The sequence below is a fragment of the Staphylococcus simiae genome (genome assembly GCF_017357005.1).
Classification (GTDB): domain Bacteria; phylum Bacillota; class Bacilli; order Staphylococcales; family Staphylococcaceae; genus Staphylococcus; species Staphylococcus simiae_A.
Genome location: NZ_CP071589.1, coordinates 211,054 through 236,253, shown reverse-complemented (window position 1 = coordinate 236,253; position 25,200 = coordinate 211,054). Strand labels below are relative to the sequence as shown.

The following is a 25,200-nucleotide window of genomic DNA, read 5'->3' as shown; positions in this document are numbered from 1 at the left end:
CAACACTTCATTACATCGTCTTAATATGAACTTTTATATACAGTTATTATCATATATAAATTTGTACATGTTATAACTTGAATATTAATAATACATTTAACTTACTTTTTTAAATAGGACATGATTTTCTAAATGTACGTGTTCATGTGTAAATGCTTCTAAGTCTTTTAATCTTTGATATACTAAACGCCATGTGCCACAAGCTTCAGCAGGTGGTTGGAAATCTGATGTTAATTCTCGCATTTTTTCCAATAATTCACCTGTACCATTATGATCACTCACTAAATCATCTATAATGTCTTGAACATCATCTACTTGTTCGCCATTGGCATATTGAATCAATTTAGGAAAATCAACGTCATCTTCTTTTTCAGTATGCTCTAACATACCTTTTCTAAACGTGTCATAAACTGATTTAAGCTCTACTAAATATGGATTGTTTGGACCATGTACTTTAGACAATTTTGTCACATATGGTGTTAAATTTTTAAATTCTTCTCTTAAAGGCTCATGATAAGCCGCTTGTATATATTGAACTAAAGAAGGTACTGTTAAATATTTAGGATTTAACGAACCTTTCGAGTTAGTATTTTCAATTTCATTTAAACGTTCCATTAAACCGTCTAAATTAACCTTTTTATTGTCTTCGGCAGCTTTCTCAATTGTGACATTACCACCACAACAAAAATCAATTCCAACACTTCTGAAGACATCCGCTGCTTTAGGATAATCTGTTACTACATCTGCTACAATATCATTCTTATTTATCATATTGATTCCCTCCTTAAACCAAGTGTATACAATTTATTTAGAATTTAAATACATTAACAGCAAATGTCATATAATTATCATAATCATCTGACAATTTTAATTTTTATAAGCTAAAAAGTTGAAAATTTTATAGTTTGTGAATTAATTAACATTTAATACTTTGACTAAATTTGACTGTGACTTTTGTAAAGTGTAACCATTGCAACAGAGTATTAATAGCATTAAGGTAGTGATGTAGGAAAAAAACATGTAATGGAGGTATAATAATTGTCAAAAAAATTTATTAATACAACGATTTATAAACATCCTGATGTATCAGAGATACTCATTGAAGATGGCAAATTTGTCGAGTTCGGTAATGATTTAAAAGAAGCTGATGAAGTCATTGATTTAGAAGGTGCTTTAGTATTACCACCTTATGTTGATTCACATTTACATTTAGATTATTACTTTACTGGGCAAGATCCAAATATCAAAAATGAGTCTGGTACTTTATTTGAAGCAATTGATTTATGGAACGATTATAAAAAAGGCACAACAAAAGAAGAGATGAAATCACGAATGCGCCAAGCAATTAAAGATGTTGCTAGCTATGGCACGCAATATATTCGTGCTCAAACTGATTGCACTGATCCAAACTTGACTGGTATTAAAGCTGCTATCGAAGTACGCGATGAATTAAAAGATAATATTACGATTCAAGTAGTAGCATTCCCTCAAAATGGGATGTATTCCTTTAAAGAGGATGGTAAAACAGGACGCGATCTAGTTGAAGAAGCATTACAATTAGGTGCAGATTGTGTTGGTGGTATACCTCATAACGAGTGGAGCCCTCAAGATGGTGCTGAAGCTGTCAAAGAAATTGTTAGACTAGCAATTAAATATAATAAATTGATCGATGTACATTGCGATGAAACGGATGATGCCGATGCTCGTTTCTTAGAACAATTAAATGCTGAGGCAATGAAACAAGGCTATGGTCAATCAACAACGGCTTCACATACATGTTCATTCGGTTCAGCTGATGATGCTTATGCCTTTCGTATGATGGGATTATTTAGACAATCCGGCTTAAATTTTGTAGCATGCCCTACTGAAAACTTATATTTACAAGGACGACAAGATACGTATCCAAAACGTCGTGGATTAACACGTGTTAAAGAGTTTGTCGATAATGATATTAATGTAGCATTCGGTCAAGATTCCATTGTAGATTTATGGTATCCAGCTGGTTCAGGTAACCTAATGAATATTTTAGATAATGGTTTACATGCAACTCAATTAATGAGAGAACAAGATTTCCCTCGCAATTTTGATTTAATTACGTATAATGGTGCACAATTAATGCAAATTGAAGATGACTATGGTTTGGATGCTGGTAAGCCAGCTAACTTTATTGTGCTTGATGCGCCAAATGTCTTTGAGGCTCAACGACGTCGTGTTGAATGTCTCGCTTCAATTCGTCATGGCGAATTTTTATTCCGCAAAGCACGCCCAACTTATCTTACAGAACTTGATATAGATAAAAGCACTAAATAAATGAATGCGTAAATGAAAAGCAGTACTTGCATATATTACGGCAAGTACTGCTTTATTGTGTTATTTATTTTTCGACAAGCGTTTGAATGTTAATACTGATCCTACTGCCATTAATGCTGATGCAATGACAGCGATAAATGTTGAATTACTTGCTTGTTCCCCAGTTGCTGGTAATTCTGTCATGTGTGCTGCTGGTGCTTGTTCGACGTTTGTTGGTTGTTGCATATTGTTTTGAGTTTGTGCTTGATTCTGAGCGTTATTATTTGGTGCTTGTGTTTGGTTTTGAGCATTGTTAGTTGGTGCTTGTAGGTTGTTTGAAGTTGCTGTATTTGCATTTTGTCCGTTTAAGAAGTCACCATGTACTACTTTTTCACCATATGGACCACTTCTTGGAGTTGAATATTTAATTGTGTTGCCGTCTTTATATACATCAATAAATCCTACTCCATTATCTTCTTCACCATTAAATTGAAATCTATAGAAGTTTCCTTCATCAGTGTATTCTTTATTAAATGATACTTTACCTGCTTCTGTATAACCCTTAGAAATATTTACTGCCGCATTTTTAGCTTGATCTGCATTTATTTCTGCAGCTTTTGCTTCGTGCTCTGATTCTAAACATGTGAATAATAATGCCCCTGCTAATGTTGTTGTCGCTATCAAACTTACTTTTTTCATAATTGCATAACCTCCAACTTTTGATACCCCAAATATAAATAACTTTTTATTATATAGCAATACAATATTTTTGACATAGACAATATGTGTCCACCATTTTTATTTATCTTTAAAGTATGATATAAATTATCTATATGTTTATTTATTAAAAAACCTTATTTTTTAGTTGTGTATAAACAAAAGGGATGAAGGGGAGACGTAATTGGATAAATCAACACGTATATTAAATATATTAACTTTGCTTATTAATGGGAACATTGTTAATAAAAATAATATACAAACATTAACTGAAGTCAGTGACAAATCTATTCAGCGAGATATTACAACTATTAATAACTTTTTTTACGAAAGTGAATATTGGAGAAGTCAGAAGTCTAAAATTATTTACAATAGGGTATTAAATGGCTACCAATTAGTTAATAATATTAACCATGAAAATAGTTTGGGTATTTTAAGTTTGTTAATTAAAATAAAAAGTTTAACACCTATATTACATTATGATATTTACAAACTATTTTTAGATAATATTGCTAGTGCCAAGCTTGAAGATCAAAATATTCTTAAAGAGATGCTTAATAGCTTTAAAGTGAGAACAGATTTATTACCAGGAACATCTCTTATGACCATTCAAAAAGCAATTTCTAATCAACATTACATTAGAATGACTACTAAAAACGAGAAATTATTTGTTAAACCTTTATCCATTTTATATATGCACTTCGATTATTGGTTTAGTTATGAATATGAAAAAAAGGTTTATAATATAGCGATGAGAAATATCATTGCTGTTGATACGCTTAGTTCTAAATTTAATCAAACAAATATACAAGAGCCCTTCAAATTCGAAATAGATACGTCAATTTGGCATCAATTTCAAAAACAATATTCTATAAAGAAATTAGTTGCTCATAACGATACTTCAGTAACTGTATTAGTTAATTGCACTAAGTTTGATGCTTATTATATTGCTTATCAGCTTGCACCATTAGCTAAAATGTTAGGACCTCAAAGTTATATTGATGATTTTGTTCAAAGATTAGAAGAAATACATAAAACTTATACTGAATAATGACTAAGAGGATGTATGTGACGAAGCATACACCCTCTTTTGTCATTGTTAATAATAAAACATAATGTCTTCATCATCAGCATCAATATTAATAACATGTCCTTCTTGAAGATTGCCATAAATCATTTCATCAGTAATATATTCATTTAAAAAGTTCGAAATGATTTGTTGATTTTGTTGTTCACTTTCAGTCGAAACATATATTTGTTCCGCAATAAGTTGAATGGCTTGTTCAGAACATATTAATCCGAAACCTTGCTCTTGAATCAAAGTCTTTTCATGGTTTAATATCCTCTTCGTTTCTTCAAAATATCTACTTTGTGTAACGTGGTCATGATTAACTTGTTGCTTAAACATAATGTTTCCCCCTATTGTTTATTCAAGCGCTATTTAACAGTTGCTATAACTTAATCATTTGATTATTCTATTGCCTACTTCCCAAACATCAGTACAATTTATTTAGGAACCTTTTAAAAAGAGCGCTATTTAATTACACTTCTATTAAAACATTTTCAAAGGACATTAAATGTCCTCTTGCAAAATTATCTGAGTATATTAGTCTATTTTAAAAATTGACACATTTTAGCCAAAAGTAGGTCATAAAAAAGATGCCCAATTTATTTTGGACATCTTTTTTGCATTATCTTTACTTAATTCTTTCTTTTATATATTTTCCAGCAAAACCATTTAAAGCTTCTCCGCCTGCTACTTCTTGTTTAGCATATTCTCCTGATGAATGACCTCGTAAATTGTAGCCATAAGTGCGTAAACCGTATACTTGGTATTTATTATTAACCATTGGTGAACCTGACGCACCTGAACGGAATTTATCCTTAATTTGAATCTCTGTTCCATTGCCAGAACGTTGTAATACTCGATATTTATTCCAATATGCTTTGGTATTATCGTCTTTTTTACCATCAAATTGCCATGGATAACCTAATGAATATAAACGATCATTAAATTTAAGGTGATTAATTTGACTATCAGACGCTAATTTTAACGGTTGAACGTATTTTGCTAAATTTTCTTTAGTATATACAATTGCAATGTCATGTTGGGGTACTTTAATAACTTTAGTAGCATGAAAACGATACGGGATGTGTTTACCATCACGATTCATATCAAAAGTAATCTCTTTCACTGCAGCTGGTTGTCCATTCTTACGGTCAATGACATGGCCATTGGTTAAAAAAGTATGTGGTCCAACTACAAATCCTGTACCCATACTATCTTTGCCATACCCTTTCCAACCATCATTATTAGAAACTCTTCCCACAGCCTTGTATGGTGTTTTATTAGCATAACCATAATGTGAGATAGTCACATCATGATTACTAATCTTTTTAGCTTTAGACAATGCCTGTGCATCATTTGGACTATGCATACCATCATAGTAATAATTTTCTGCTGCTTGAGCTGAATTGGCAGTCGTAAGCATAGTCATCACTGTTACAGCACTAGCTATTAATTGTTTAGTTGTCATATTAAACTCCCTTGGTTTATAGATTGAATCTAGTTATAAAGAATTTATAACTTAAAACTTAAATTATCATAAGTTTGAGTAAAATATGGAGTAACTCTTCTAGTTTTAATTTTTTCAATATTTATATCTTTTCTTTGATTACCAATTCGCAAGTCAAAATAGTTAGAATCATATTGCATTGATAAAAATACATCATATATTTCATTTTTTTGAAATTCATTAGCTTTAAAATAAAAATCAATTATATATATATTTTGTCTTACTTTTTTTACAGTAGTTTCTACTCTTGTATTATTTTTAATACCTTCATTATTTATAGTTGATCTATTATAAAATGTTCCCCAAAATTTAGGTGTTATATCATTTATAGAGTTATTAATTTCCATCTCAACTTCTATTTTAAAATTATTTTTTGACAAAGTATTTCTTTCAACTTTTGTTAATCTCACTTGAGGTTCTATTCTTATTTTAGGAGATTTTAAATCTTCAAATAATTTCAACCATGACTCTGCAAAACGCTCATTAGAAAAAGACTTGGCTTTTATAACTGCTTCTTCTGAATACTTTTTCTTTTTATTATTTGAAACATTTAAGTAAGCGATTATAGTTGCAGCTAATTCATCTATATTACCATCCGAAACTAGAAATCCATTTTTCTCGTTATCAATCATATCTGAAGGACCATACTTAATGTCATATGCTATTACAGGTGTTCCATTTGCTATACTCTCTTGTATAACTAACGCAAATCCTTCATATTTAGATGTTAATATTGAGCATGTAGCGCTTTGTAGCACTTCATTAGTATTATTTGTATAACCCATTAGTTTTACATTATGTTGTACATTTAATTTATTAATCAAATTTTGTAATGATTCTTTTTGATCACCATCTCCATAAATATATAACTTGGCATCTGGACTTTTCTGAATCACTTTTTTAAATGCTTTAATTGCATGATCCAATCGTTTTTCCTCATGTAGCCTAGAGATTATCACAATTTTATTTGGGTCTTTCTTGGTTACTACTTTAGGTATTTCAATTGAATGTGGAATTACATAATAATTGTTTCTTTCACCAAATCGTTTAATTATGTCTCCTCTTTGCTTGTTTGTTAGCAATACAAGACCATCGATTTTATTCAAATTATTTAATACTTTCCTATTACCTAGACGAATTATTTTTGTATCAGGCCTTTCATGAATACTATGAGTCATAAAAATTTTTCGAACTCTTGAGTCATTAATATTTAAAATAACTGAATCTTGTGCCCTAGCTTCACCAATAATATATGTACATCTATCCTCAATAAATTTTTCAATAAAATACGTCTTAAATTCATCAAAAGAATTGAATCTTAATATAGAATCATCAAATAATACTATATTTTTAATGTTTTTTTTATTATTTGTAGAATCATATTCTCTTGATTGAAATGCTGAACCATCTTTTCTGTAAAAAATTTGTCTAGAAAGTTTTGCATCAATATAAAAACTTGTCCAGTATAAAAAACCATCGTGATCAACAATATCTTTTTTAAAACATATACTATTGTCTGTAAAATGCTTAACTTCAGTAAGTATATTATTTTTATATTTAATTTCTAATCTTTTGATACCATTATTGTAAAATTCAGTTGTAGAATCATTTACTTTCACTTTTGTTAAATCACTTATATCAACTGAGTATTTATTTGTTGTATATTTTAAACCACGCTCTCTAAAGTATTCATTAATATTTAAAATATCAGTCTTATTTTCAAGCTCATAACGTCTTTGTATTTCATTTTTTATATTATTAAAATTTTGATCAGCATGAAAAGTTAGAATTTTAGACTTAATTTTATTGTAGTCATATAAAATTCTAGTTTTATTTAATAATGATGCTGTCAATCCACCATGATCCTTATCTAACCTACTGGTTACAAATATAATACTCATAATAAGCCCCTTTTAAATATTGTATTTTATAATTTAATAAAACAATAAAAATAATCGTTTGTTAAAATAGAATTAATATATTAAATGTAAAGTTAAGAAAAATAATTGTTTAATTTTATATTTAACTACCGAATAAATCTCTTACTAAACGTTCACTTGAACGACCGTCTTGATATTTAAAATGTTTATCAAGGAAAGGTACAACTTTTTGTTCATCATAATTTTCATTATTTAAAGCATCCATTAATTCATCAAATGATTGTACAATTTTTCCTGGAACAAATGATTCATACGGTTCATAAAAATCCCTAGTTGTAATATAATCTTCTAAATCAAATGCATAGAATATCATTGGTCGTTTAAATACTGCAAATTCATATATTAATGATGAATAATCACTAATTAATAAATCAGTTATAAACAAAATATCGTTTACTTCCCTGAAATCAGAAACATCAACAAAATATTTTTGATGTTGATTAGATATATTCAATCGATTCTTAACAAATGGGTGCATTTTAAACAATACAACTGCATTATGTTCTTCACAATATTTTGCTAGACGCTCAAAATCTATTTTGAAAAATGGATAATGTGCAGTACCATGTCCATTACCTCTAAATGTTGGGGCAAATAATATAACTTTTTTACCCTTGATTATTGGTAATTCATCTTCCATTTCTCTTCTAATAGACTTCGCGTAATCCTCGTCAAATAAAACATCAGTACGTGGAACACCTGTTGGTACAACATTTTTTTCTTTAATACCAAATGCTTCAGCATAAAATGGTATATCCGTTTCCGAAGAAACATATGCCTTTGTATAACTACGATGATTTAGTGAATCAATAAATGGTCCGCCTTTTTTTCCTGTACGACTAAATCCTACTGTTTTAAATGCACCTACCGCATGCCATACTTGAATAACTTCTTGAGATCGTCTAAATCGAACTGTATATATCAGGGGATGAAAGTCATCAACAAAAATATAATCAGCTTTTCCTAATAAATATGGCAATCTAAATTTATCAATCAGACCACGACGATCGGTTATATTTGCTTTGAAAATAGTATGAATATTATATTTTTGATCTAGATTTTGTCTTAGCATCTCATCATAAATATATTTAAAATTCCCTGACATTGTTCCTCTTGAATCTGAGGTAAAAAGTACCGTTTTCCCTTTTTTCAAATGGAAGAACTTAGTTGTATTAAAAATTGTTTGAAATACAAATTTTCTGATATTAAATGAATATTTTCTAATTTTTTTATTCACTTCTTTATATTTTCTTACAATAAATAATTGTTTAGGTTTTGGCATAGTTACATTAACGTCAAATACAAATTCATTTACATCGCTAGAAATCTCAGGCGTTATTGTATATATCGTTTTTTTAGAATTACCACCTTTCTTAAACTCTTTTAGATAGCTTTGTAATAAATAATTGATTTTACCATTTTGCGTTTCTATTTCATTGTATTGTTCTTCCTCATCTTCTTTTAACAATTGATAAGCATCATTAATCACTTCTGGATTTAATTCGGCAATATATGAAAAATCTTGCTCATTTACTAATAAATATTTATCTTGAGGTAAATAATAACCATCATCTAAAATGGCAACGTTAAATCGACATACAAACTTATTATCATCAATTTTGACATCATTTGCTTTCAATATTCGTGTTTCAGTTAAGTTTCTCAATACAAATTTACTTTTTGTTAAATCTAAGTTTTCACTATGACCTTCAACAAATAATTGAACGCGTTCCCAATAGATTTTATCTATATATATCTTACTTTTAACCAATGCGTATTCATCCTTTTCTATTTACATAGTCCATTTCAAGACAGTTTTTCCCCATGATGTTGATAAATCTGATTCAAATGCTTCTGTTAAGTCGTTGATTGTGGCTATCTCAAATTCTTGTCCTTTTAATAATGAAAGCTTTTCAACAATGTCAGGATATTGTACGTACAAATCAACAACATCTTGAAAATCTTTTGTTCCACTTCTACTACTACCTATTAATGTAATGCCTTTTTCTAATACTAAACGCGTATTTACTTCTACTGGAAATTCACTTACGCCCAGAAGAGCTATACTTCCTTCTGGTGAAATATAATCAATCATTTGATTAATTGCAGATTGACTACCACGTCCACCTACACACTCAAATGCATGATCAAATGTTAAATTCTTAGGTATTTTATTGATGTAAAACACTTCATCAACAAATGAAAAATGACTTAATTTATAATCTGTTTTACCAAAAACATAGATTTTAGATTCTGGGTATAATTTTCTTAATAAGATTGCTGTAATATAACCCAGATTTCCATCTCCCCATATTCCAAATGAATTCTTATTACTAATCGATTTCCTTTCAAATCTGCGTATTGCATGCATACTAACTGAAACAAGTTCAGTATATGAAATAATACTCAAGTCAATATCATCAGGTAAGGTTACAACTCTATCGTGATTTAAAAATACAAAGTCTTGCATAAAACCATCATATCCACTAGATCTAAAATAACTAGATTTGAGGTAATTTTCTGCAATAACTTCGTCAGTTTCTGTTGGTGTATTTGGAACCATAACAACTTTTGTCCCTTTTTCATAAATTCCTTTACTATCAAAAACCACTTCTCCAACACCCTCATGTATTAATGACATAGGAAGTTTTTGATACAAGACATTTTCATCCCTACTACCTGTATAATATCTTTGATCAGCAGCACATATAGACATATATAACGGTCTAACTATTACATGGTTACTGTAAATATCAACATTGTTGTAGGTTACTTCAAATTGTCTAGGAGCTACTAATTGATATACTTGATTAATCATCTGTAATATCACCTCTTATAATTGCATCAGCTACTTTTAAATCGTATGGAGTTGTAACTTTGATATTATATAATTCTCCTTTGACAAGGCGAACTGGTTTATTTGTTTCGACAATAATCTTACAAGCATCAGACAAAATACTTTTTTGTTCGTTAGTTAATTGGTTATAACTTTCTTTCAATAATTTAATATTAAAAGATTGTGGTGTTTGCCCTTGATACATTTCGTTTCTAACAGGAATCGAATCAATTATTTCATCATTCTTAGAAGTTACAATAGTATCAATAGCATCTATAACTGTATCCACTGCTCCATATTCCATCGCTGCAGTAATATTTTCATTAATAATACGATGAGTTAAAAATGGTCTTACCGCATCATGAGTCACAATGATATCTTCATCATTAAGACCTTTTTCTTGTTCTATAAAATTGATAATGTTCATGATTGTATCATTACGATCAGCACCACCTTGAACAACCTCAATTCTATCATCGGATATTTTGAATTTTTTCAAGGTATCTTTTGTATGAGTCACCCATTGTTGAGGCGTGGCTATTATGATTTTTTCAAATTCATTAATTAAAATAAATTTTTCTAGTGTGTGTATTAAGATAGGTTTATTATCTAAATCTAAAAATTGTTTAGGTAAAGGGACATTACCCATTCTAGATCCTATACCTCCGGCTAAAATACCTGCATATTTCATTGAATCCCCTCCACTTTTATTATATTTTGCAAAATATCATTTTCTACTAATTTTATTATCATATTTATTGAAATATTTATAGGCAATATACATACATTCTAGCATTTTAAACTTTATATTACACTCAAAAATATATTGATTGGTTAATCAAGCTTTATTTCTATCCAAACCATACTTCTATGCTTAAATTCATTAATCAAAACTTATTTTCGTATCTGAATAATATTTAATATCAAAAATAAAAATAGACCAAGCCTCTAAATTAGATAACTTAGTCTATTTATTGATAACGTGACACTGATTTTTTCTTTCAAAATTCTAACTATTACTAATTATTGTTTTGATTACATCTTGTGTTGCTTTCCCATTTTCAGTATAACAATATTCATTATAAAATCTTTCTATTTCTTCATTGTATCGTTCTTTCAAACTCCCACTCTCTTTTAAAAGATCTAATAATTCATTTTCATTTTTTGCAATGGGACCTGGTAACTCTTTATAATAATCTAAATAAAAACCTCTTAGATTTTGATCATAATTCTCCAAATCATATGCATAAAAGATTTGTGGTCTCTTTAAAATACCATAATCAAACATCACAGATGAATAATCTGTAATTAATATGTCACTTATTAAGTATAAATCGGAAACATCTGTATAATCAGATACATCTTTTAAAAAGTTGTCATTTTCATCTACTCTAGTAGTTACTAAATAATGCATTCTTAATAATAGTACAAATTCATCACCAATGACCTGACGCAATTTATCTACATCAAAACTCACATTAAACTTATACGACCCTTTTGTAATATATTCATCATCTCTCCAAGTAGGCGCGTACATGATTACTTTCTTATTTTTAGGTATATTTAATTGTTTCTTTATTTCATTAATATAACTTTCATTATACTGTTTGTTAACTAGTTTATCATTTCTTGGATAACCAGTTTCAATAATTTTGCTTTTATCTACTTTGAAAGCTTGATTAAATATTTTAGTAGAATACTGATTAGGTGAGATTAAATAATCCCATCTTTCACTTTCTAACACAATATTCTTTCTATATTGTTGAGTATTTGTATTTGGCATATGGACATCTTGAATATCTAAACCGATTTTTTTCAAAGGTGTTCCATGCCAAGTTTGTAGGTATTTAATTTTAGAAGATTTATAAAACCATGCTGGTATTCTTGTGTTAATAATCCAATAACTTGCTCTTGGCATAACTAATAACCATTTTAATGAAAATCTTCTAACATAAGGTACATCATTTTCTATGAAAATCTGTTCGTGTCCTTTTTTTACTCCCCATATCAATTTATAGTCTGATGTTTCTTTCAAATATTCATATAATGCTCTTGGATTATCATTAAATTGCTTACCATGAAAGCTTTCAAAATAAATGAGCTTTTTATTAATAAAATGCGATTCAGCTTTAAATATAGCACTGACTACACGTGTATAAATCTTCTTTAGATATTTTGTGATCATATTCATTCTCCTTAAAAAACTTAGACAATTAACTTTAATAAACTAATTGTATCACCTTGCAAACATTATTACTGAACTAAATTCCCAACCTTATTCTATTATAGATTAAATCATTATATTTTTATATTAATTTATTATTAAATGATACTATAAAATGATTAATCGATGCCAGATATGTTATAGTTATAATAATTGTATAACAAATATGGAGGATGACAATTGAAAAGAGTAATTACGTATGGAACTTACGATTTATTACATTATGGTCATATTGAATTACTAAGAAGAGCACGTGAAATGGGAGATTATCTCATTGTTGCACTTTCTACTGATGAATTTAATCAAATTAAAAACAAAAAATCTTACTATGATTTTGAACAACGAAAAATGATGTTAGAATCAATTCGTTATGTAGACTTAGTTATTCCGGAAGATAATTGGGGTCAAAAAGAAACTGATGTTGATAAATATGATGTCGATGTCTTCGTAATGGGACATGACTGGGAAGGTGAATTTGACTTCTTAAAAGATAAATGTGAAGTCATTTATTTAAATCGTACAGAAGGTATTTCAACTACTAAAATCAAACAAGAATTATATGGTAAAGATGTTAAATGATTATTTTTATGTTAATGACCAATCTCCTAAATGGTAGTGGAGATTGGTCTTATTTTATTATTCAAAAATTCTTTTCACAATGTCTTGCGCTGCTTTTCCTGTTTCAAATGTACAGAATTTATGATAAAAATCTTGATATTTATCTTTATAATTTTTCTTTACTTGCTCAATATTAATTATGGCATCAATTAATGCTTCGTTAGTATTCAATAAAGGGCCTGGTGCCTCATTTTCAAAATCAAAATAGAACCCTCTTAAATCATTCTTATAATGTTCTAAATCATAAGTGAAAAATAATAATGGCCGTTTAGTATTAGCATAATCAAACATCACTGATGAGTAATCAGTAATGCATATATCAGAAATTAAATATAGTTCGCTAATATCATTGTATTTACCTACATTGATAACGAAATCTTGTAACTCTTGATCAATACGCAACGCATTACTAATTATGATATGTGGACGAAGTAATAAAACATAATCGTCTGCTAAGTTTTCTTTCATCTTAGCTAAGTCTAATTTTAAATTAATGATATGCTTCTTAGCTTTATTCACTTCATCATCTCGGAATGTTGGTGCATAAAGAATGACTTTTTTATCTTTTGCAATACCAAGTCGTTGTCTGACTTCTAATTGTTTTTCCGTAACAAAGCGGTCATCAGTATTATAGAACATATCATTTCTTGGATAGCCCACTTCTAATATTTCCTTCTTATAGTTAAATGCTGATTTAAAGCATTGTGTCGCATAGGGACTTGGTGATACTAAATAGTCCCATGTTTTAATGGCTTGATTTACACGTTCTTTATAGTCATCAGTGCGTCCTTTAAAATGTTCAACATCATTGAGCATTTTCTTCAAAGGCGTACCATGCCACGTTTGAAGATAAATGGTATCTTTATGTTTTTTCATATAGGTTGGGAAATTTTGGTTATTAATCCAATATTTCGCACGTGATAAATAATAATAATATTCCGGTGATAGACGCTTAACTGTTATCACACGTTCATCGTTAAATGGATACTGAACATTAGTTACCCAAACAATACGGTATTTATTAGTGTAACTTTTCAAAGCATCATAAATGACTTTGGGACTATCACTCACTGATTTACCTACATTGCTTTCGATAACAATTAAATCTTGTTGAACAGGTACGACTTTTGTTATCAATGCATTCATTTTTTTCATCAACTTATAATATTGTGGTAACTTTTGAAACCTTTTATATAAGTGAGCTGTGATGACATTATGTTTTACTTTGCTATTAACTAATGGCTTATTGTAAGATATTGCAGCTTGATAAATACGTTCACAATTTTGTTGATCTCTAAAATTATAAAAGTTTAATGCACGTTGTTTTATCATTGCTGGCACTTCAAAATGATGATCTATCATTTCTTGTAATTTCATTTCTAAATCTTGTTGGTTATTAACAATGAAACCTGGCAATTCATTTTCGATATCAATATGTGACGGATGCTTACCTAAAAAGCGATCTTTATCATACTGATAATAAATCACTGGTTTATTTAAGAAACTAAAGTCAAAACCGACACTCGAATAATCATTGATCATTAATTTACTTTCTTTAATTAATTGTTGAACATCTACATCTCCTTGTCTAATACTTTTCACATAATCAGGCACTTCAAATAAATCAATAAACGGTTGCATATTCGGATGTAAACAAAAAACAAATTGTAGTCCTTGATGAGAATAACGTTTAATTATGTCACTATTTAACAACGCATTCATTCGAGATAAGTATTCAGATTGACGTATTTGATCAGCACTTGTTAGCCAATCACGCCATGTCGGTATGATAAGCACTTGATTTTTTACAGTGGTTGATTGCTCAAATAAACTATCAAAACGTGCTAAACCAGTAACTTTTACTTGCTCAGCATCAAACTTCAAATCTTTGACCACAATTTCTTTCTCACGTTGTGAGCTCGTAATAAAGACGTCTAAATTACAGTTTTTCAACTGATTACCATAAATACCCGATAAATTTTTAGTTCCGAGTACACCATGCTGTAGAAAAACTTTCGTTGCTGTAATCTTCTGCTCAAATATTTTACTATTCGTTGGATAGATTAATTCTGGATAATGTGTTGTACAAATATAATCAGCTTGCAACATCATCTTAAAATGCTCAGCTGAACCAAAATCAATAATATTGCCAAACGGTTCAACTTTATGTCGTTCTTTGGAATCTTTGTCAATGACATAATATACAGCTAGCTCAGGATGTTCTGTTCTCATATATTTAAAGAAGTGATAGCCGTTTTCCTGTGCTTTGTATGGTCGTTCACCAATAATCCAAACATCACTTTGTTTTTTATTAACTGTATTATCTCTCAAACATTGTAAATATGTTTGATAACTATCAATGTCATAAGTATTAATATGAAATGATAAATTTTTACCTTTCATAGTAAAATACGGTGTAGCAGAACGTATGTCACCTTGATATTCTGTGATTATTTCACCTTTCAATATATATTCAGCAATGATTCTTGGACATCCTACTTTAATTTGAATTGGGTTTAATAGTTCTTCGATATCAATATTTAAGAAAACATCAATCACATCTTCGTTATCTAAGTGAAACTGCAAAAATGATATTAATGATTGATAAATATCGACGTTATAATTAAATTTTGTTACACCGCTTTTTGAGTTAGCATAAATGTTAACAACTTTTTCCATTGGTACTTCAATTAAATAATCACTCAGTCTGCTTTTAATCATAAGTGATGCTTTCTGTAACTTTGCATTGACTAAAGAAAATTGTCCATCAATAATGGCTTCAGAATTTGTGAACTTCACTTTATTGATATGTCTTTTGGAAAAGAAAGTACTTAAAGCTAATTCTTTGCCTAATACAAGATGGAATTGTCCATTTTTTGTTATGTATGGATTAATGTATAAACCTCTTTGATTTATCGGTGCTAAGTTTATCACTTTTAAATGATCTTTTTTAACATTAATACTTCTTTGTGTTGTTATGATATCATTTGACTCTTCAATAATGACATATATCTTTGTCCCAGAATAATGTTCAAATGTATGTAACACATTTATTAAATCAATTTCAAAATAGTTAGCGTCATGGCTACTAGGTAAAAATGTTAATGACTGATATTCATTTTTAATGTAAATTTTATCGACTGATTTACTAGTTTGCTCAAATTTAAGTGTTAATTTATTTTGTTCCTGCTCAATAAGTATATAATTCATTTATATCCCCCATTATGTCTTTAATATTTCTCAAAGTTGCTCCAATAATATTCTAAGTTGTCCTTTAACATTAATGGCTAAATTCCATTTTTATTATATACTCATTTAAATTAATATTCCATTTTTATATGTATTTTCAATTATATTTTAATCTTGTTATCAAATTAAGAAACATTAAGTTTTACTCATCTTTTAAAATGTTAATCTCTTAAGCAACTAGCATAGCTAATATCTCCAATCATATGTAAAATTGAAGAATTATATTATATAATGACAGTATTAGTTATAAGAAATTACTAACTTCCATTGCTTTTATGTGAAAGGATTCTATAATATGAAACAACTTTGGTTAGAAAAAATAAATGACAGTTTTGTTAAATCGTTCTTTCAACAACAATCTAAAGAAGAGCAAGATGAAGGTTTCCAAACTAAACTTAGTTTTGGTACGGCAGGTATTCGAGGAAAATTTGGCTTAGGTGAAGGACGTCTAAATAAGTATACAGTTGCTAAGGTCGCTTTAGGTTTGGCTCAATATTTAAAACAACAAGCAACATCACCAAGTGTCGTTATTCATTATGATATAAGGCATTTATCTCCAGAGTTTAGCCAACTCATTGCTCAAATATTAGCGTCACATGACATCACTGTTTACTTACCTAATACATATAAAACAACACCCGAGCTTTCTTTTGCAGTGAGATATATGAAAGCTTCTGCTGGAATTATGATTACAGCTAGTCACAATCCCAAAGATTATAACGGCATTAAAGTTTATGGGGCCGATGGTGCGCAAATAGACACAACGATTGCAGAATCACTTAGTAACTACATTGATCAAATTGGTGATCCACTATCTATTGATATAACTTCAGTTACGACTCATAATAATGACTTTATTCAAACGCTAGATAATAGTGTAACTCAACATTATATTCAACAAGTAATCAAGTTAACAGATCATATACCACAATCTAATTTAAAAGTTGTTTTTACTAGTTTACATGGTACAAGCGTACCTATTGTACCTACATTACTAGATGATTTAAGTTTCACACAATACACTTTAGTTCAATCACAATGTATACCAGATTCAAATTTCAGTTCAGTTAAAAGTGCCAATCCAGAAGATCATCAATCATTTGATCAATCAATTGATATAGCCAATGATATCGGAGCAGATCTCATGATTAGTACCGATCCTGATGCTGATAGATTTGGACTAGTTGAACGAGATGCTGATGGTACGCTTTATTATTTTAATGGTAATCAAATTGGTGCCTTGTTATTAAACTATCGTATCAAACAAACAGCTCATTTAAATAACCGTTTAATGATTCAATCGATTGTTAGTAGCGAGTTGGCCAAATCATTAGCACGTTATCATAATGTTGCTATAAAAGAAGTATTGACTGGTTTCAAATATATTGCCGAAGAAATTAGAGCACTTGATAAGCAAACTAACTTTATATTCGGTTACGAGGAAAGCTATGGTTATTTAGCTGAAGCATTTGTTAGAGATAAGGATGCTGTGCAAATCGTTCCTTTATTAATTAGATACGCAGCTGAATTAAAAAATAACAATCGCATGTTAAAAGATGAACTTAATGATATTTATGCCCAAGTTGGAATGCATGAAGACAAACTATTTTCTCATACCTTTGAAGGATTAGCTGGCAAAGAAAAAATTGCAACTATCATGGATAATTTTAGAAATGCTACGCCTAATCAGATTAACGGTTTAACCATTACTACTATAGAAGATTATTTAACTGGCGTTAGAACTGAATCTTCAAACGGGAAAGCTTCAAAGATTACGTTACCACGAGCAGATGTCATTAAAATATATTTTAAAGAGGGATTTATCGCCTTACGACCGTCCGGAACCGAGCCTAAAATTAAGCTTTACATATCCTTATCATGTAGTAACTTTGATCAAGTTGCTAATGACATTAATACACAAATATTTAATTAAATATATTAGAACGCTAACTAATGAAATACTACATCTTATTAGTTAGCGTTTCTTTTTAGTTTCCTTCAAAACAATAGCCAATTAACTTGTCGTAGCATTACAACAAATCAATTGGCTATGTTTACATTCAAATGATGTTAGTCATTAACGACAAACATCACTTTGTCATATTTTTCTTTCTTATTAACTAATTTATCAAATGTTACTGGACCTTCAGATAATGGTAGATAATGTGAAATAATCGGTGTTACATTAATATCTTTTGTTTGCATATAATGTAACGTCGCATGCCATTCTTTTCCTGGAAATGGGCTTGATAAGCCATTCCATGACCCATGTACACTCAGTTCATTACGTAAGATTTTCTCAAAATGCTGTCTTGTAATCTCTATATCTGCATATGGAATACCTAATAACAGTACCTCCCCACCCTTTTTGGGTAGTGTTAGAATTTGTCCAATGGTTATCTTGGCTCCAGATGATTCTATGGCGACATCAATTTGATCACGATAGTGTGTTTCAATAAATGTTTCTAAATCTGTTTCAAGCGAATTGATAACTTGATGTGCACCTAATTTTTTTGCAATATCTAGTTTATGGTCGTCAATATCGATAGCAATAATCTTTGCAGCACCAAAGATACGTGCCCATTGAATGGCTAGCAACCCGATGCTACCACATCCCATAATAGCTACCGTCATGCCAGGTTGTATGGCTGTTTTATAAAAACCGTGTGCTACAACAGCAGATGGCTCAACCATAGCTGCAGTTGCATAATCAACATCACCCGGTACTTTCAAGACATTTTGACTTGGTAACTTAACAAATTCAGCAAACGATCCTGGCTCATAGGAACCTATCACATATAATGATTTACAGCGTGAATACTCTCCTTTTAAACAGTAATCACATTCATAACAAGGCATTGCAGGACAACCTGTAACCTTATCTCCAGGATTCAGATGTGTCACCGCTTCTCCGACCTCTTCCACTACACCTGAAAATTCATGACCAAATGTCATACCAGTGATATAGGGACCCAGTTTTTTATAACGTGATGTATCAGAACCACAAATTCCAGTAGCTTTCACTTTAATTAGCACGTCATTATCATTGACTATCGTTGGTTGCTCGCTATCTTCATATCTCAAATCTTCAACATCATATAAATTTAAAGATTTCACTCGTCAATCACCTCACTCTAGCGTTAATTCGCAACTTTTTTCTTTTTAAAGAATACTGTTGCGGCATAACCAGAAAGCACTACAGAGTTACTAATCAACAAATGATCCATATAAAAATTCGTAATTTGTCTAAATGGTCCAAGCATAAACTCCAACATTGTTTCTACCATATCTATTCACCTCTACTTAATTGTCCAGTGGCTTCAGTAACGCTTTAATACCTTCACCTGATTTCAAGTGTTGATACGCATTATCCCAGTCATCAATATAAAATTCTTTTGTCACTAATGCTTCTGCATCCACTAAGCCGTCTGCCATTAGTTTTAAAGACGGTTCCCAATCAGCAGGTTTTTGACTTCTACTGCCGACTACTGTTAATTCTTTTTGAATGATTTTTTCTAAATCAAATGGAATTTCAGCCTCTTTAAAAATACCAATTTGGCTATAGCGTCCTTTTTTACGTAAAATATCTAAACCTTGTAATGCTGCGGGTACTGCACCTGAACATTCAACAACGACATCTGCACCGTAACCATCAGTTATATCATTAACGAATGTTTTTAAATCTGTTTGTTGTAAGTTCACAATATAATCCATATTCAGTTCTTGTGCTTTGTCTAAACGAACTTTATCGTTATCTAAACCTGTCACAACGACTTTAGCACCTTTACTTTTCAACACTTGCGCTACTAACAAGCCAATAGGTCCAGGCCCCATAACTACCGCAATATCTCCAGGATTCACTGTTATCTTAGAAACACCGTGGTAAGCACATGCTAATGGTTCCGTCATTGCTGCTGATTGATAGGACACATTATCAGGTATATGGTGTAAACTTTCTTCACGTGCGATAACATAATTGGTAAATGCACCATCTACTTGCGTACCAATACCTTTTCTGTGGTTACATAAGTTATAATCTTTCATCTGACAATACTCACATTCATTACATACATAAAATGTTGTTTCTGAAGTGACACGATCTCCAACTTTGAAATCTGTCACATCGTCACCAACCTCAACAATTTCTCCTGAAAATTCATGCCCTAATGTCACAGGAAAATTCACTTTATAGTGTCCTTCATAGGTATGAATATCTGTGCCACAAATTCCTGCATAATGTACTTTAATTTTTACTTTGTCATCTACTGGTGTTGCTACTTCTTTATCAAGAAGTTCTAAGTTGCCATGTCCTGCTTTTGTCTTTACTAAAGCTTTCATCACATACACCTCGATATCTAATTAAATAGACTAAATATTTTAAAGATAATATAGTTAACGATGTTACCACCTTGGTCAATACTAGAGATTTCAGAAGATCCTTTAGGCATTTGAACATTCGTTCCTTTAGCCATATCTGTGAAAATTGGCGCTACGTCTGTTGCAATATATAATGAAATTGCGATCATAATCGTACCTACAATGACAGAATGAATAATGTTACCTCTAGCTGCACCAACGATAAATGCTACAACGAATGGTATTGTTGCTAAGTCACCAAACGGCAGCACTTGGTTACCTGGTAAGATAACTGCTAATAATACTGTGATTGGTACTAAAATTAACGCTGTAGAAATGACAGCAGGATGTCCTAATGCCACCGCTGCATCTAAACCAATGTAAATTTCACGATCTCCAAAACGTTTGTTTAACCAAGTTCTTGCTGATTCTGATACAGGCATTAAACCTTCCATTAAGATCTTAACCATTCTAGGCATTAACACCATTACTGCTGCCATTGACATACCTAAGTTGATGACATCTCCAACGTTATATCCTGCTAATAAACCAATACCTAAACCTAAGACAAGACCTACGAAAATAGATTCGCCAAATGCTCCGAAACGTTTTTGAATTGTTTCAGGATCAGCATCTAATTTATTGATACCAGGGATTTTTTGTAATAATTTCACTAAATAAATACCTGGTGCGTATGAAATCGTACTACCAGTTGCAATAGAAACACCTGGTAAGTCGAAGAATTCACTCATCATCGGCGCAGTCCAGTCTGCTACTTTTAGACAAATCACTTGGAAGACGACTGCTGCTAATAGTGCTTGCCACATACTACCAGAAATGGCATAAACCATCGCCGCCATAAATGTGTAATGCCAGAAGTTCCAAATATCTACGTTCATTGTTTTAGTTGCTTTTGTAAGTAATAAAACAACATTGACTATGATACCTAAAGGAATAATAAAAGCTGCGACAGATGATGCCCAGGCGATTGATGACGTTGCTGGCCAACCTACATCAATAACATTTAAGCTCACCCCTAAATTTTTAACCATTGCTTGCGCTGCTGGACCTAAGTTTTTAACTAATAAATCAATAACTAAGAAGATACCAACAAATGCAACACCGATAGTTAAACCTGATCTAAATGCCGCACCTACTTTTTGTCTAAAGAAGATACCTAATAAGAAAATAACTACTGGTAAAATAACCGTTGCACCTAAATCTAAGAACCCCCTAATAAAATCAGTGAAGTATGTCATGTGTTAAACCCTCCCTATTCTGAGAAATGAATATATGTTCTTTCAATTTGTGTTTACATGCAAATTTCATATAAATATCTGTATGCGTTGAACGTTGTCTGTGTCATCTTAGAAACTCATTTATTTTTGTAATTCTTCTAAGATTTGCTTTTTAGTATCTTCAATACCAATTCCAGTTAAGAAGTTACGTGCATTAATAACTGGGAATGGGTATTCCTTTTTAGTCATAGCAGTTGTTACTAGTAAATCTGCTGTTTGTTCATAAGGACCTACTTCAGTAATTTTGATTTGTTTAATGTCTACTTTAATATTATGCTCTTTTGCCATTTCCTCGATTGCGTTATTCACTACTGTTGATGTTGCGATACCTGCTCCACATGCTACTAATACTTGTTTCATTTTAAATTCCTCCATTTAGTTAATTATTTTTTATGTGTTTACTTATGTGCTAAATACTGATTAATTAATGCTGCTAATTCTGTCGTGTCTGTTGCACGAAGAATACTCTCTAGTTTGTCGTCACTTTGGAAAATTTGCATCAATTGTTGCAATAGTGATAATTGATCATCCACTTTATCCATCGCTAACATAAAGACAATTTTGACATTTGTTTCTTGATCAAGTGTGCCCATCTCCACAAATGGCACTTCATCTTCCAAAATGGCTACACCAATCGTTCTTTCATTAATGTGTTCAACATCTGTATGTGGAATGGCTACAGAACATCGTTGCGTTGGTAAAGCTGTTGCAAATTCATGTTCTCTATCAATGACTGCTTGCTTAAACGTTTCTTTGACATAACCGTTACGATTAAGCAAATCAGACATCTGCGATAATACATCCCCTTTGTCTGATGCTTGTAAGCTCAGTAAAATATTTTCTTTTTGAATTAATGGTTGTGACATCAAGACTCCCTCATTTCTTTATTAGAAAATTCCTTTAAAATAGTATTAATTTCAGAATTTTTACGACTGTGTATGACTCTGTCAACCGCTTCATTATCTTGAGCTAAATCTCTAAGCTGTAATAGTGCTCTTAAATGTGCAACTTTATCAACAGCAGCTATTGGCACAATGATATGAATAGGTGTGCCATCAGACATTATCACTGGTTCTTGTAATATCAACATACTCATTGCCGTTTTATGTACATTTGTTTCAGAGTAGGCATGAGGTATAGCAATATTTTGCATAATCACCATATATGAATCATCAAATACTTGTTGCATTTCTGTTATATAGTCTTGATTAATGAAATGATTGCTAACTAATGATTCACTTGCTTTAGTAATGGCATCATTGATATCACGAACTTTATATTCTTTTCTGATATGTCTGGCTGGTATTAAATCTGCTAAATCTAATTCACGATTATTCGTTAAGATTGAACTGTTTATCGTAGTTAAAGAATTAAAATTAACGATAAAATCTTCCAACCCTTCGCGTAGTTCACTAATGTCATTAACTGTTGTTGTGCGTTCAATAAGTGCCATTAATTTATTGATTTCGTTATCAATATCAGCAGACTCTTTGTTAATAAATTTCATAACTTCTTTGCGTAATTTACGTTGTTCCACATCTGATAGTGACGCCTTAGTAATAAATAACTTTTTATGTGTTAAGACGAACATCGGTGAAAATATAATGTCATAATCAAGCGCATAATCTTCAAATTCTCTTAATGAAATAGCGTCCAAAAAGATCATCTCAGGGAATAAATTACGAAGTTCGTACAACATCATTTGTGATACCGATGTCCCTTGCGTACAAACAATAATGGCTTTAATTTTCCCTTCAAAATTTTCATCTTGGCGTCTCAAACTGCCACCAAATAACATCGTTAGATAGGATAATTCATTATCTGGTAATGCTTTACCTAAATATTCAGTTAATGGCGTACTTGCTTGTTTCACCATGTGAAATAGCTCTTGATAGTTACCTTGAAGTGGGTCAACTAACTCATCACGATCAGTTAAATTATATTTAATACGATAAAATGCGGGTGTTAAATGTAATAACAACTGCTGTGTTAACTTGGCTTTATCTTCTATATTAATGAAGGTAATTTGCTCAAAGTAATGAATCATTTGTTTAATTGCCGCTTCTAATTCAGGTAAGCTATGCGTATCATTTAAATCAACCCATTGTACACTTGTAGATAATAGATGTAACGTAAGATACAATTTTTCTGCTTCTGGAATATCTGTAAAATGCTGTGTAATAATCTCAGTCGCTTGATATTCTTTAGTATCTTTTAAATATTGATAGTTTATGTTCAAAGGATTAACAATCAAACCATCATGAATGCGTCGTTGAATTATACTTAATACATAGGGTAATGCACTCAGTGATTTATCAATAAAGCGACTTTTCAAAAATTGCTCGACATCTTTCAACCTCTTTTTTTGAACATCTATATCTTCAAAGGTTAAATTTAATGCTTTCAACATCTCACTCTTAGTAAGTTCATAATCATCACGTTGATTGATTAATTTAAAAAGAAAACGACGTATTTCAATTTCATCACCAATCATTTCGTAACCATTTCTCCTAGAATATTTAAGTTTTAGGCCTTGATCTTGTAAGTACTGGCGAATGTAATTAATATCATGAATAATCGTGTTCTTACTCACTTGTAAATCAATAGCAAAATGATTTAAAGATGATGCATTCTCCTTACTAAAAAGCATCAACATTAAATAATAACGTCGCTTAGCGATACTAAATATTTGATTCACCGGATCCGTTAAATCTTGCGTATCGTGTTCGTGTTTAAATAATTTAATCACTTCTAAACTCACAATGAAGTTACCTTGACTCGTTCGTTCTAATTTTGGATAGCCTTCGTTTTCTAACCAAATATTAATTTTTTGAATTCGATAACCGAGTTGTCTTCTAGATAATGCAAAAATTGTTTCAAGCTCTTTACCTTGAATGGTTGGATTCAATGCAATTTCTTTAAGTATTTGTTGATTGTCCACATCCATATATGATCCTCCCTTGAGCACCTAAGCCTAATTTATCATCAGACATCACACCGATGTACATGCTTTGAACACATATTCATGTGATGACGATGTACATCATTGTGATTTGCTAACTTTTTCATTATAATGCGTAGTTATTCTTTCTGAATT

21 protein-coding genes are annotated in these 25,200 nt (G+C 30.6%); 4 read left to right on the top strand and 17 right to left on the bottom strand.

Annotated elements, in window-relative coordinates; all coding sequences use genetic code 11:
• Positions 1–96: 96 nt before the first annotated feature.
• Entirely contained in the window at positions 97–771 is a 675-nt protein-coding gene (scdA, locus tag J3R86_RS00965) for an iron-sulfur cluster repair di-iron protein ScdA (protein WP_207517672.1), read from the bottom strand.
• Between the two features lie 267 nt (positions 772–1,038).
• Here scdA and J3R86_RS00960 point away from each other — a divergent pair, with 267 nt between their 5' ends.
• Complete coding sequence (locus tag J3R86_RS00960; protein ID WP_207517671.1) at positions 1,039–2,310, top strand: amidohydrolase family protein; 1,272 nt, start codon at positions 1,039–1,041, stop codon at positions 2,308–2,310.
• A 60-nt stretch (positions 2,311–2,370) separates the two neighbouring features.
• Here the strand turns inward: J3R86_RS00960 and J3R86_RS00955 are convergent, their stop codons facing one another.
• Positions 2,371–2,988 (bottom strand): LPXTG cell wall anchor domain-containing protein, encoded by a 618-nt coding sequence (locus J3R86_RS00955; protein ID WP_207517670.1) that lies wholly within the window; start codon positions 2,986–2,988, stop codon positions 2,371–2,373.
• Between the two features lie 202 nt (positions 2,989–3,190).
• Here J3R86_RS00955 and J3R86_RS00950 point away from each other — a divergent pair, with 202 nt between their 5' ends.
• Positions 3,191–4,057 carry a hypothetical protein gene (locus J3R86_RS00950; RefSeq protein WP_207517669.1) on the top strand — a complete coding sequence of 289 codons (867 nt, stop codon included), beginning with the start codon at positions 3,191–3,193 and terminating at the stop codon, positions 4,055–4,057.
• Between the two features lie 48 nt (positions 4,058–4,105).
• Here the strand turns inward: J3R86_RS00950 and J3R86_RS00945 are convergent, their stop codons facing one another.
• The 7 genes from J3R86_RS00945 to tarF all read right to left on the bottom strand — a co-directional run bounded on the left by J3R86_RS00945 (position 4,106) and on the right by tarF (position 12,543).
• Entirely contained in the window at positions 4,106–4,414 is a 309-nt protein-coding gene (locus J3R86_RS00945; protein WP_207517668.1) for a hypothetical protein, read from the bottom strand.
• 289 nt (positions 4,415–4,703) lie between these two features.
• Positions 4,704–5,543: a trypsin-like serine peptidase gene (locus J3R86_RS00940; RefSeq protein WP_207517667.1), complete on the bottom strand. Its 840-nt coding sequence runs from the start codon at positions 5,541–5,543 to the stop codon at positions 4,704–4,706.
• A gap of 44 nt (positions 5,544–5,587) precedes the next feature.
• Positions 5,588–7,483, bottom strand: a complete 1,896-nt coding sequence (locus J3R86_RS00935; protein WP_207517666.1) for a glycosyltransferase — start codon at positions 7,481–7,483, stop codon at positions 5,588–5,590.
• A gap of 121 nt (positions 7,484–7,604) precedes the next feature.
• The gene (gene tarL, locus J3R86_RS00930; RefSeq protein WP_207517665.1) at positions 7,605–9,293 is read right to left on the bottom strand and encodes a teichoic acid ribitol-phosphate polymerase TarL; all 1,689 of its coding nucleotides are present in this window, start codon (positions 9,291–9,293) and stop codon (positions 7,605–7,607) included.
• Positions 9,294–9,314: 21 nt separating this feature from the next.
• A complete protein-coding gene (locus tag J3R86_RS00925; RefSeq protein ID WP_207517664.1) occupies positions 9,315–10,340 on the bottom strand; it encodes a ribitol-5-phosphate dehydrogenase in 1,026 nt (341 codons plus the stop codon).
• Positions 10,333–11,049, bottom strand: a complete 717-nt coding sequence (locus tag J3R86_RS00920) for a D-ribitol-5-phosphate cytidylyltransferase (protein WP_207517663.1) — start codon at positions 11,047–11,049, stop codon at positions 10,333–10,335. The genes J3R86_RS00925 and J3R86_RS00920 overlap by 8 nt, the downstream gene beginning before the upstream one ends.
• 318 nt (positions 11,050–11,367) lie before the next feature.
• On the bottom strand, positions 11,368–12,543 hold the full coding sequence (tarF, locus tag J3R86_RS00915) for a teichoic acid glycerol-phosphate transferase TarF (RefSeq protein ID WP_207517662.1): 1,176 nt from the start codon (positions 12,541–12,543) through the stop codon (positions 11,368–11,370).
• Between the two features lie 219 nt (positions 12,544–12,762).
• On the opposite strand from tarF, the gene tagD reads away from it, so the two are divergent.
• Positions 12,763–13,161 carry a glycerol-3-phosphate cytidylyltransferase gene (gene tagD, locus J3R86_RS00910; protein ID WP_207517661.1) on the top strand — a complete coding sequence of 133 codons (399 nt, stop codon included), beginning with the start codon at positions 12,763–12,765 and terminating at the stop codon, positions 13,159–13,161.
• Positions 13,162–13,218: 57 nt separating this feature from the next.
• Here the strand turns inward: tagD and J3R86_RS00905 are convergent, their stop codons facing one another.
• Entirely contained in the window at positions 13,219–16,410 is a 3,192-nt protein-coding gene (locus tag J3R86_RS00905) for a CDP-glycerol glycerophosphotransferase family protein (protein ID WP_207517660.1), read from the bottom strand.
• Positions 16,411–16,744: 334 nt separating this feature from the next.
• On the opposite strand from J3R86_RS00905, the gene J3R86_RS00900 reads away from it, so the two are divergent.
• Positions 16,745–18,382 carry a phospho-sugar mutase gene (locus J3R86_RS00900; protein WP_207517659.1) on the top strand — a complete coding sequence of 546 codons (1,638 nt, stop codon included), beginning with the start codon at positions 16,745–16,747 and terminating at the stop codon, positions 18,380–18,382.
• Positions 18,383–18,519: 137 nt separating this feature from the next.
• On the opposite strand, the gene J3R86_RS00895 is transcribed toward J3R86_RS00900, so the two are convergent.
• The 7 genes from J3R86_RS00895 to J3R86_RS00865 all read right to left on the bottom strand — a co-directional run bounded on the left by J3R86_RS00895 (position 18,520) and on the right by J3R86_RS00865 (position 25,050).
• On the bottom strand, positions 18,520–19,566 hold the full coding sequence (locus J3R86_RS00895; RefSeq protein ID WP_207517658.1) for a galactitol-1-phosphate 5-dehydrogenase: 1,047 nt from the start codon (positions 19,564–19,566) through the stop codon (positions 18,520–18,522).
• 23 nt (positions 19,567–19,589) lie between these two features.
• The gene (locus J3R86_RS00890) at positions 19,590–19,736 is read right to left on the bottom strand and encodes a hypothetical protein (RefSeq protein WP_002461620.1); all 147 of its coding nucleotides are present in this window, start codon (positions 19,734–19,736) and stop codon (positions 19,590–19,592) included.
• 16 nt (positions 19,737–19,752) lie between these two features.
• Complete coding sequence (locus J3R86_RS00885; protein WP_207517657.1) at positions 19,753–20,787, bottom strand: zinc-binding dehydrogenase; 1,035 nt, start codon at positions 20,785–20,787, stop codon at positions 19,753–19,755.
• Between the two features lie 17 nt (positions 20,788–20,804).
• Positions 20,805–22,064: a PTS galactitol transporter subunit IIC gene (locus J3R86_RS00880; protein WP_207517656.1), complete on the bottom strand. Its 1,260-nt coding sequence runs from the start codon at positions 22,062–22,064 to the stop codon at positions 20,805–20,807.
• A 120-nt stretch (positions 22,065–22,184) separates the two neighbouring features.
• Positions 22,185–22,463, bottom strand: coding sequence for a PTS sugar transporter subunit IIB (locus J3R86_RS00875; RefSeq protein WP_002461623.1), 279 nt, complete (start codon positions 22,461–22,463; stop codon positions 22,185–22,187).
• Positions 22,464–22,501: 38 nt separating this feature from the next.
• On the bottom strand, positions 22,502–22,969 hold the full coding sequence (locus tag J3R86_RS00870) for a PTS sugar transporter subunit IIA (protein WP_207517655.1): 468 nt from the start codon (positions 22,967–22,969) through the stop codon (positions 22,502–22,504).
• Positions 22,969–25,050, bottom strand: coding sequence for a BglG family transcription antiterminator (locus tag J3R86_RS00865; RefSeq protein WP_207517654.1), 2,082 nt, complete (start codon positions 25,048–25,050; stop codon positions 22,969–22,971). Before J3R86_RS00865 ends, J3R86_RS00870 begins: the two co-directional genes overlap by 1 nt.
• Between the last annotated feature and the right edge of the window lie 150 nt (positions 25,051–25,200).

Bases quoted from the DNA above. Each gene is read 5' to 3' on its own strand.
- J3R86_RS00865 (WP_207517654.1), bottom strand. From the start codon at position 25,050: ATGGATGTGGACAATCAACAAATACTTAAAGAAATTGCATTGAATCCA.
- J3R86_RS00880 (WP_207517656.1), bottom strand. From the start codon at position 22,064: ATGACATACTTCACTGATTTTATTAGGGGGTTCTTAGATTTAGGTGCA.
- J3R86_RS00935 (WP_207517666.1), bottom strand. From the start codon at position 7,483: ATGAGTATTATATTTGTAACCAGTAGGTTAGATAAGGATCATGGTGGA.
- tarF (WP_207517662.1), bottom strand. From the start codon at position 12,543: ATGATCACAAAATATCTAAAGAAGATTTATACACGTGTAGTCAGTGCT.
- J3R86_RS00945 (WP_207517668.1), bottom strand. From the start codon at position 4,414: ATGTTTAAGCAACAAGTTAATCATGACCACGTTACACAAAGTAGATAT.
- scdA (WP_207517672.1), bottom strand. From the start codon at position 771: ATGATAAATAAGAATGATATTGTAGCAGATGTAGTAACAGATTATCCT.
- J3R86_RS00885 (WP_207517657.1), bottom strand. From the start codon at position 20,787: ATGAAAGCTTTAGTAAAGACAAAAGCAGGACATGGCAACTTAGAACTT.
- J3R86_RS00900 (WP_207517659.1), top strand. From the start codon at position 16,745: ATGAAACAACTTTGGTTAGAAAAAATAAATGACAGTTTTGTTAAATCG.
- J3R86_RS00875 (WP_002461623.1), bottom strand. From the start codon at position 22,463: ATGAAACAAGTATTAGTAGCATGTGGAGCAGGTATCGCAACATCAACA.
- J3R86_RS00955 (WP_207517670.1), bottom strand. From the start codon at position 2,988: ATGAAAAAAGTAAGTTTGATAGCGACAACAACATTAGCAGGGGCATTA.
- J3R86_RS00920 (WP_207517663.1), bottom strand. From the start codon at position 11,049: ATGAAATATGCAGGTATTTTAGCCGGAGGTATAGGATCTAGAATGGGT.
- J3R86_RS00890 (WP_002461620.1), bottom strand. From the start codon at position 19,736: ATGGTAGAAACAATGTTGGAGTTTATGCTTGGACCATTTAGACAAATT.
- J3R86_RS00940 (WP_207517667.1), bottom strand. From the start codon at position 5,543: ATGACAACTAAACAATTAATAGCTAGTGCTGTAACAGTGATGACTATG.
- J3R86_RS00925 (WP_207517664.1), bottom strand. From the start codon at position 10,340: ATGATTAATCAAGTATATCAATTAGTAGCTCCTAGACAATTTGAAGTA.
- J3R86_RS00870 (WP_207517655.1), bottom strand. From the start codon at position 22,969: ATGTCACAACCATTAATTCAAAAAGAAAATATTTTACTGAGCTTACAA.
- J3R86_RS00905 (WP_207517660.1), bottom strand. From the start codon at position 16,410: ATGAATTATATACTTATTGAGCAGGAACAAAATAAATTAACACTTAAA.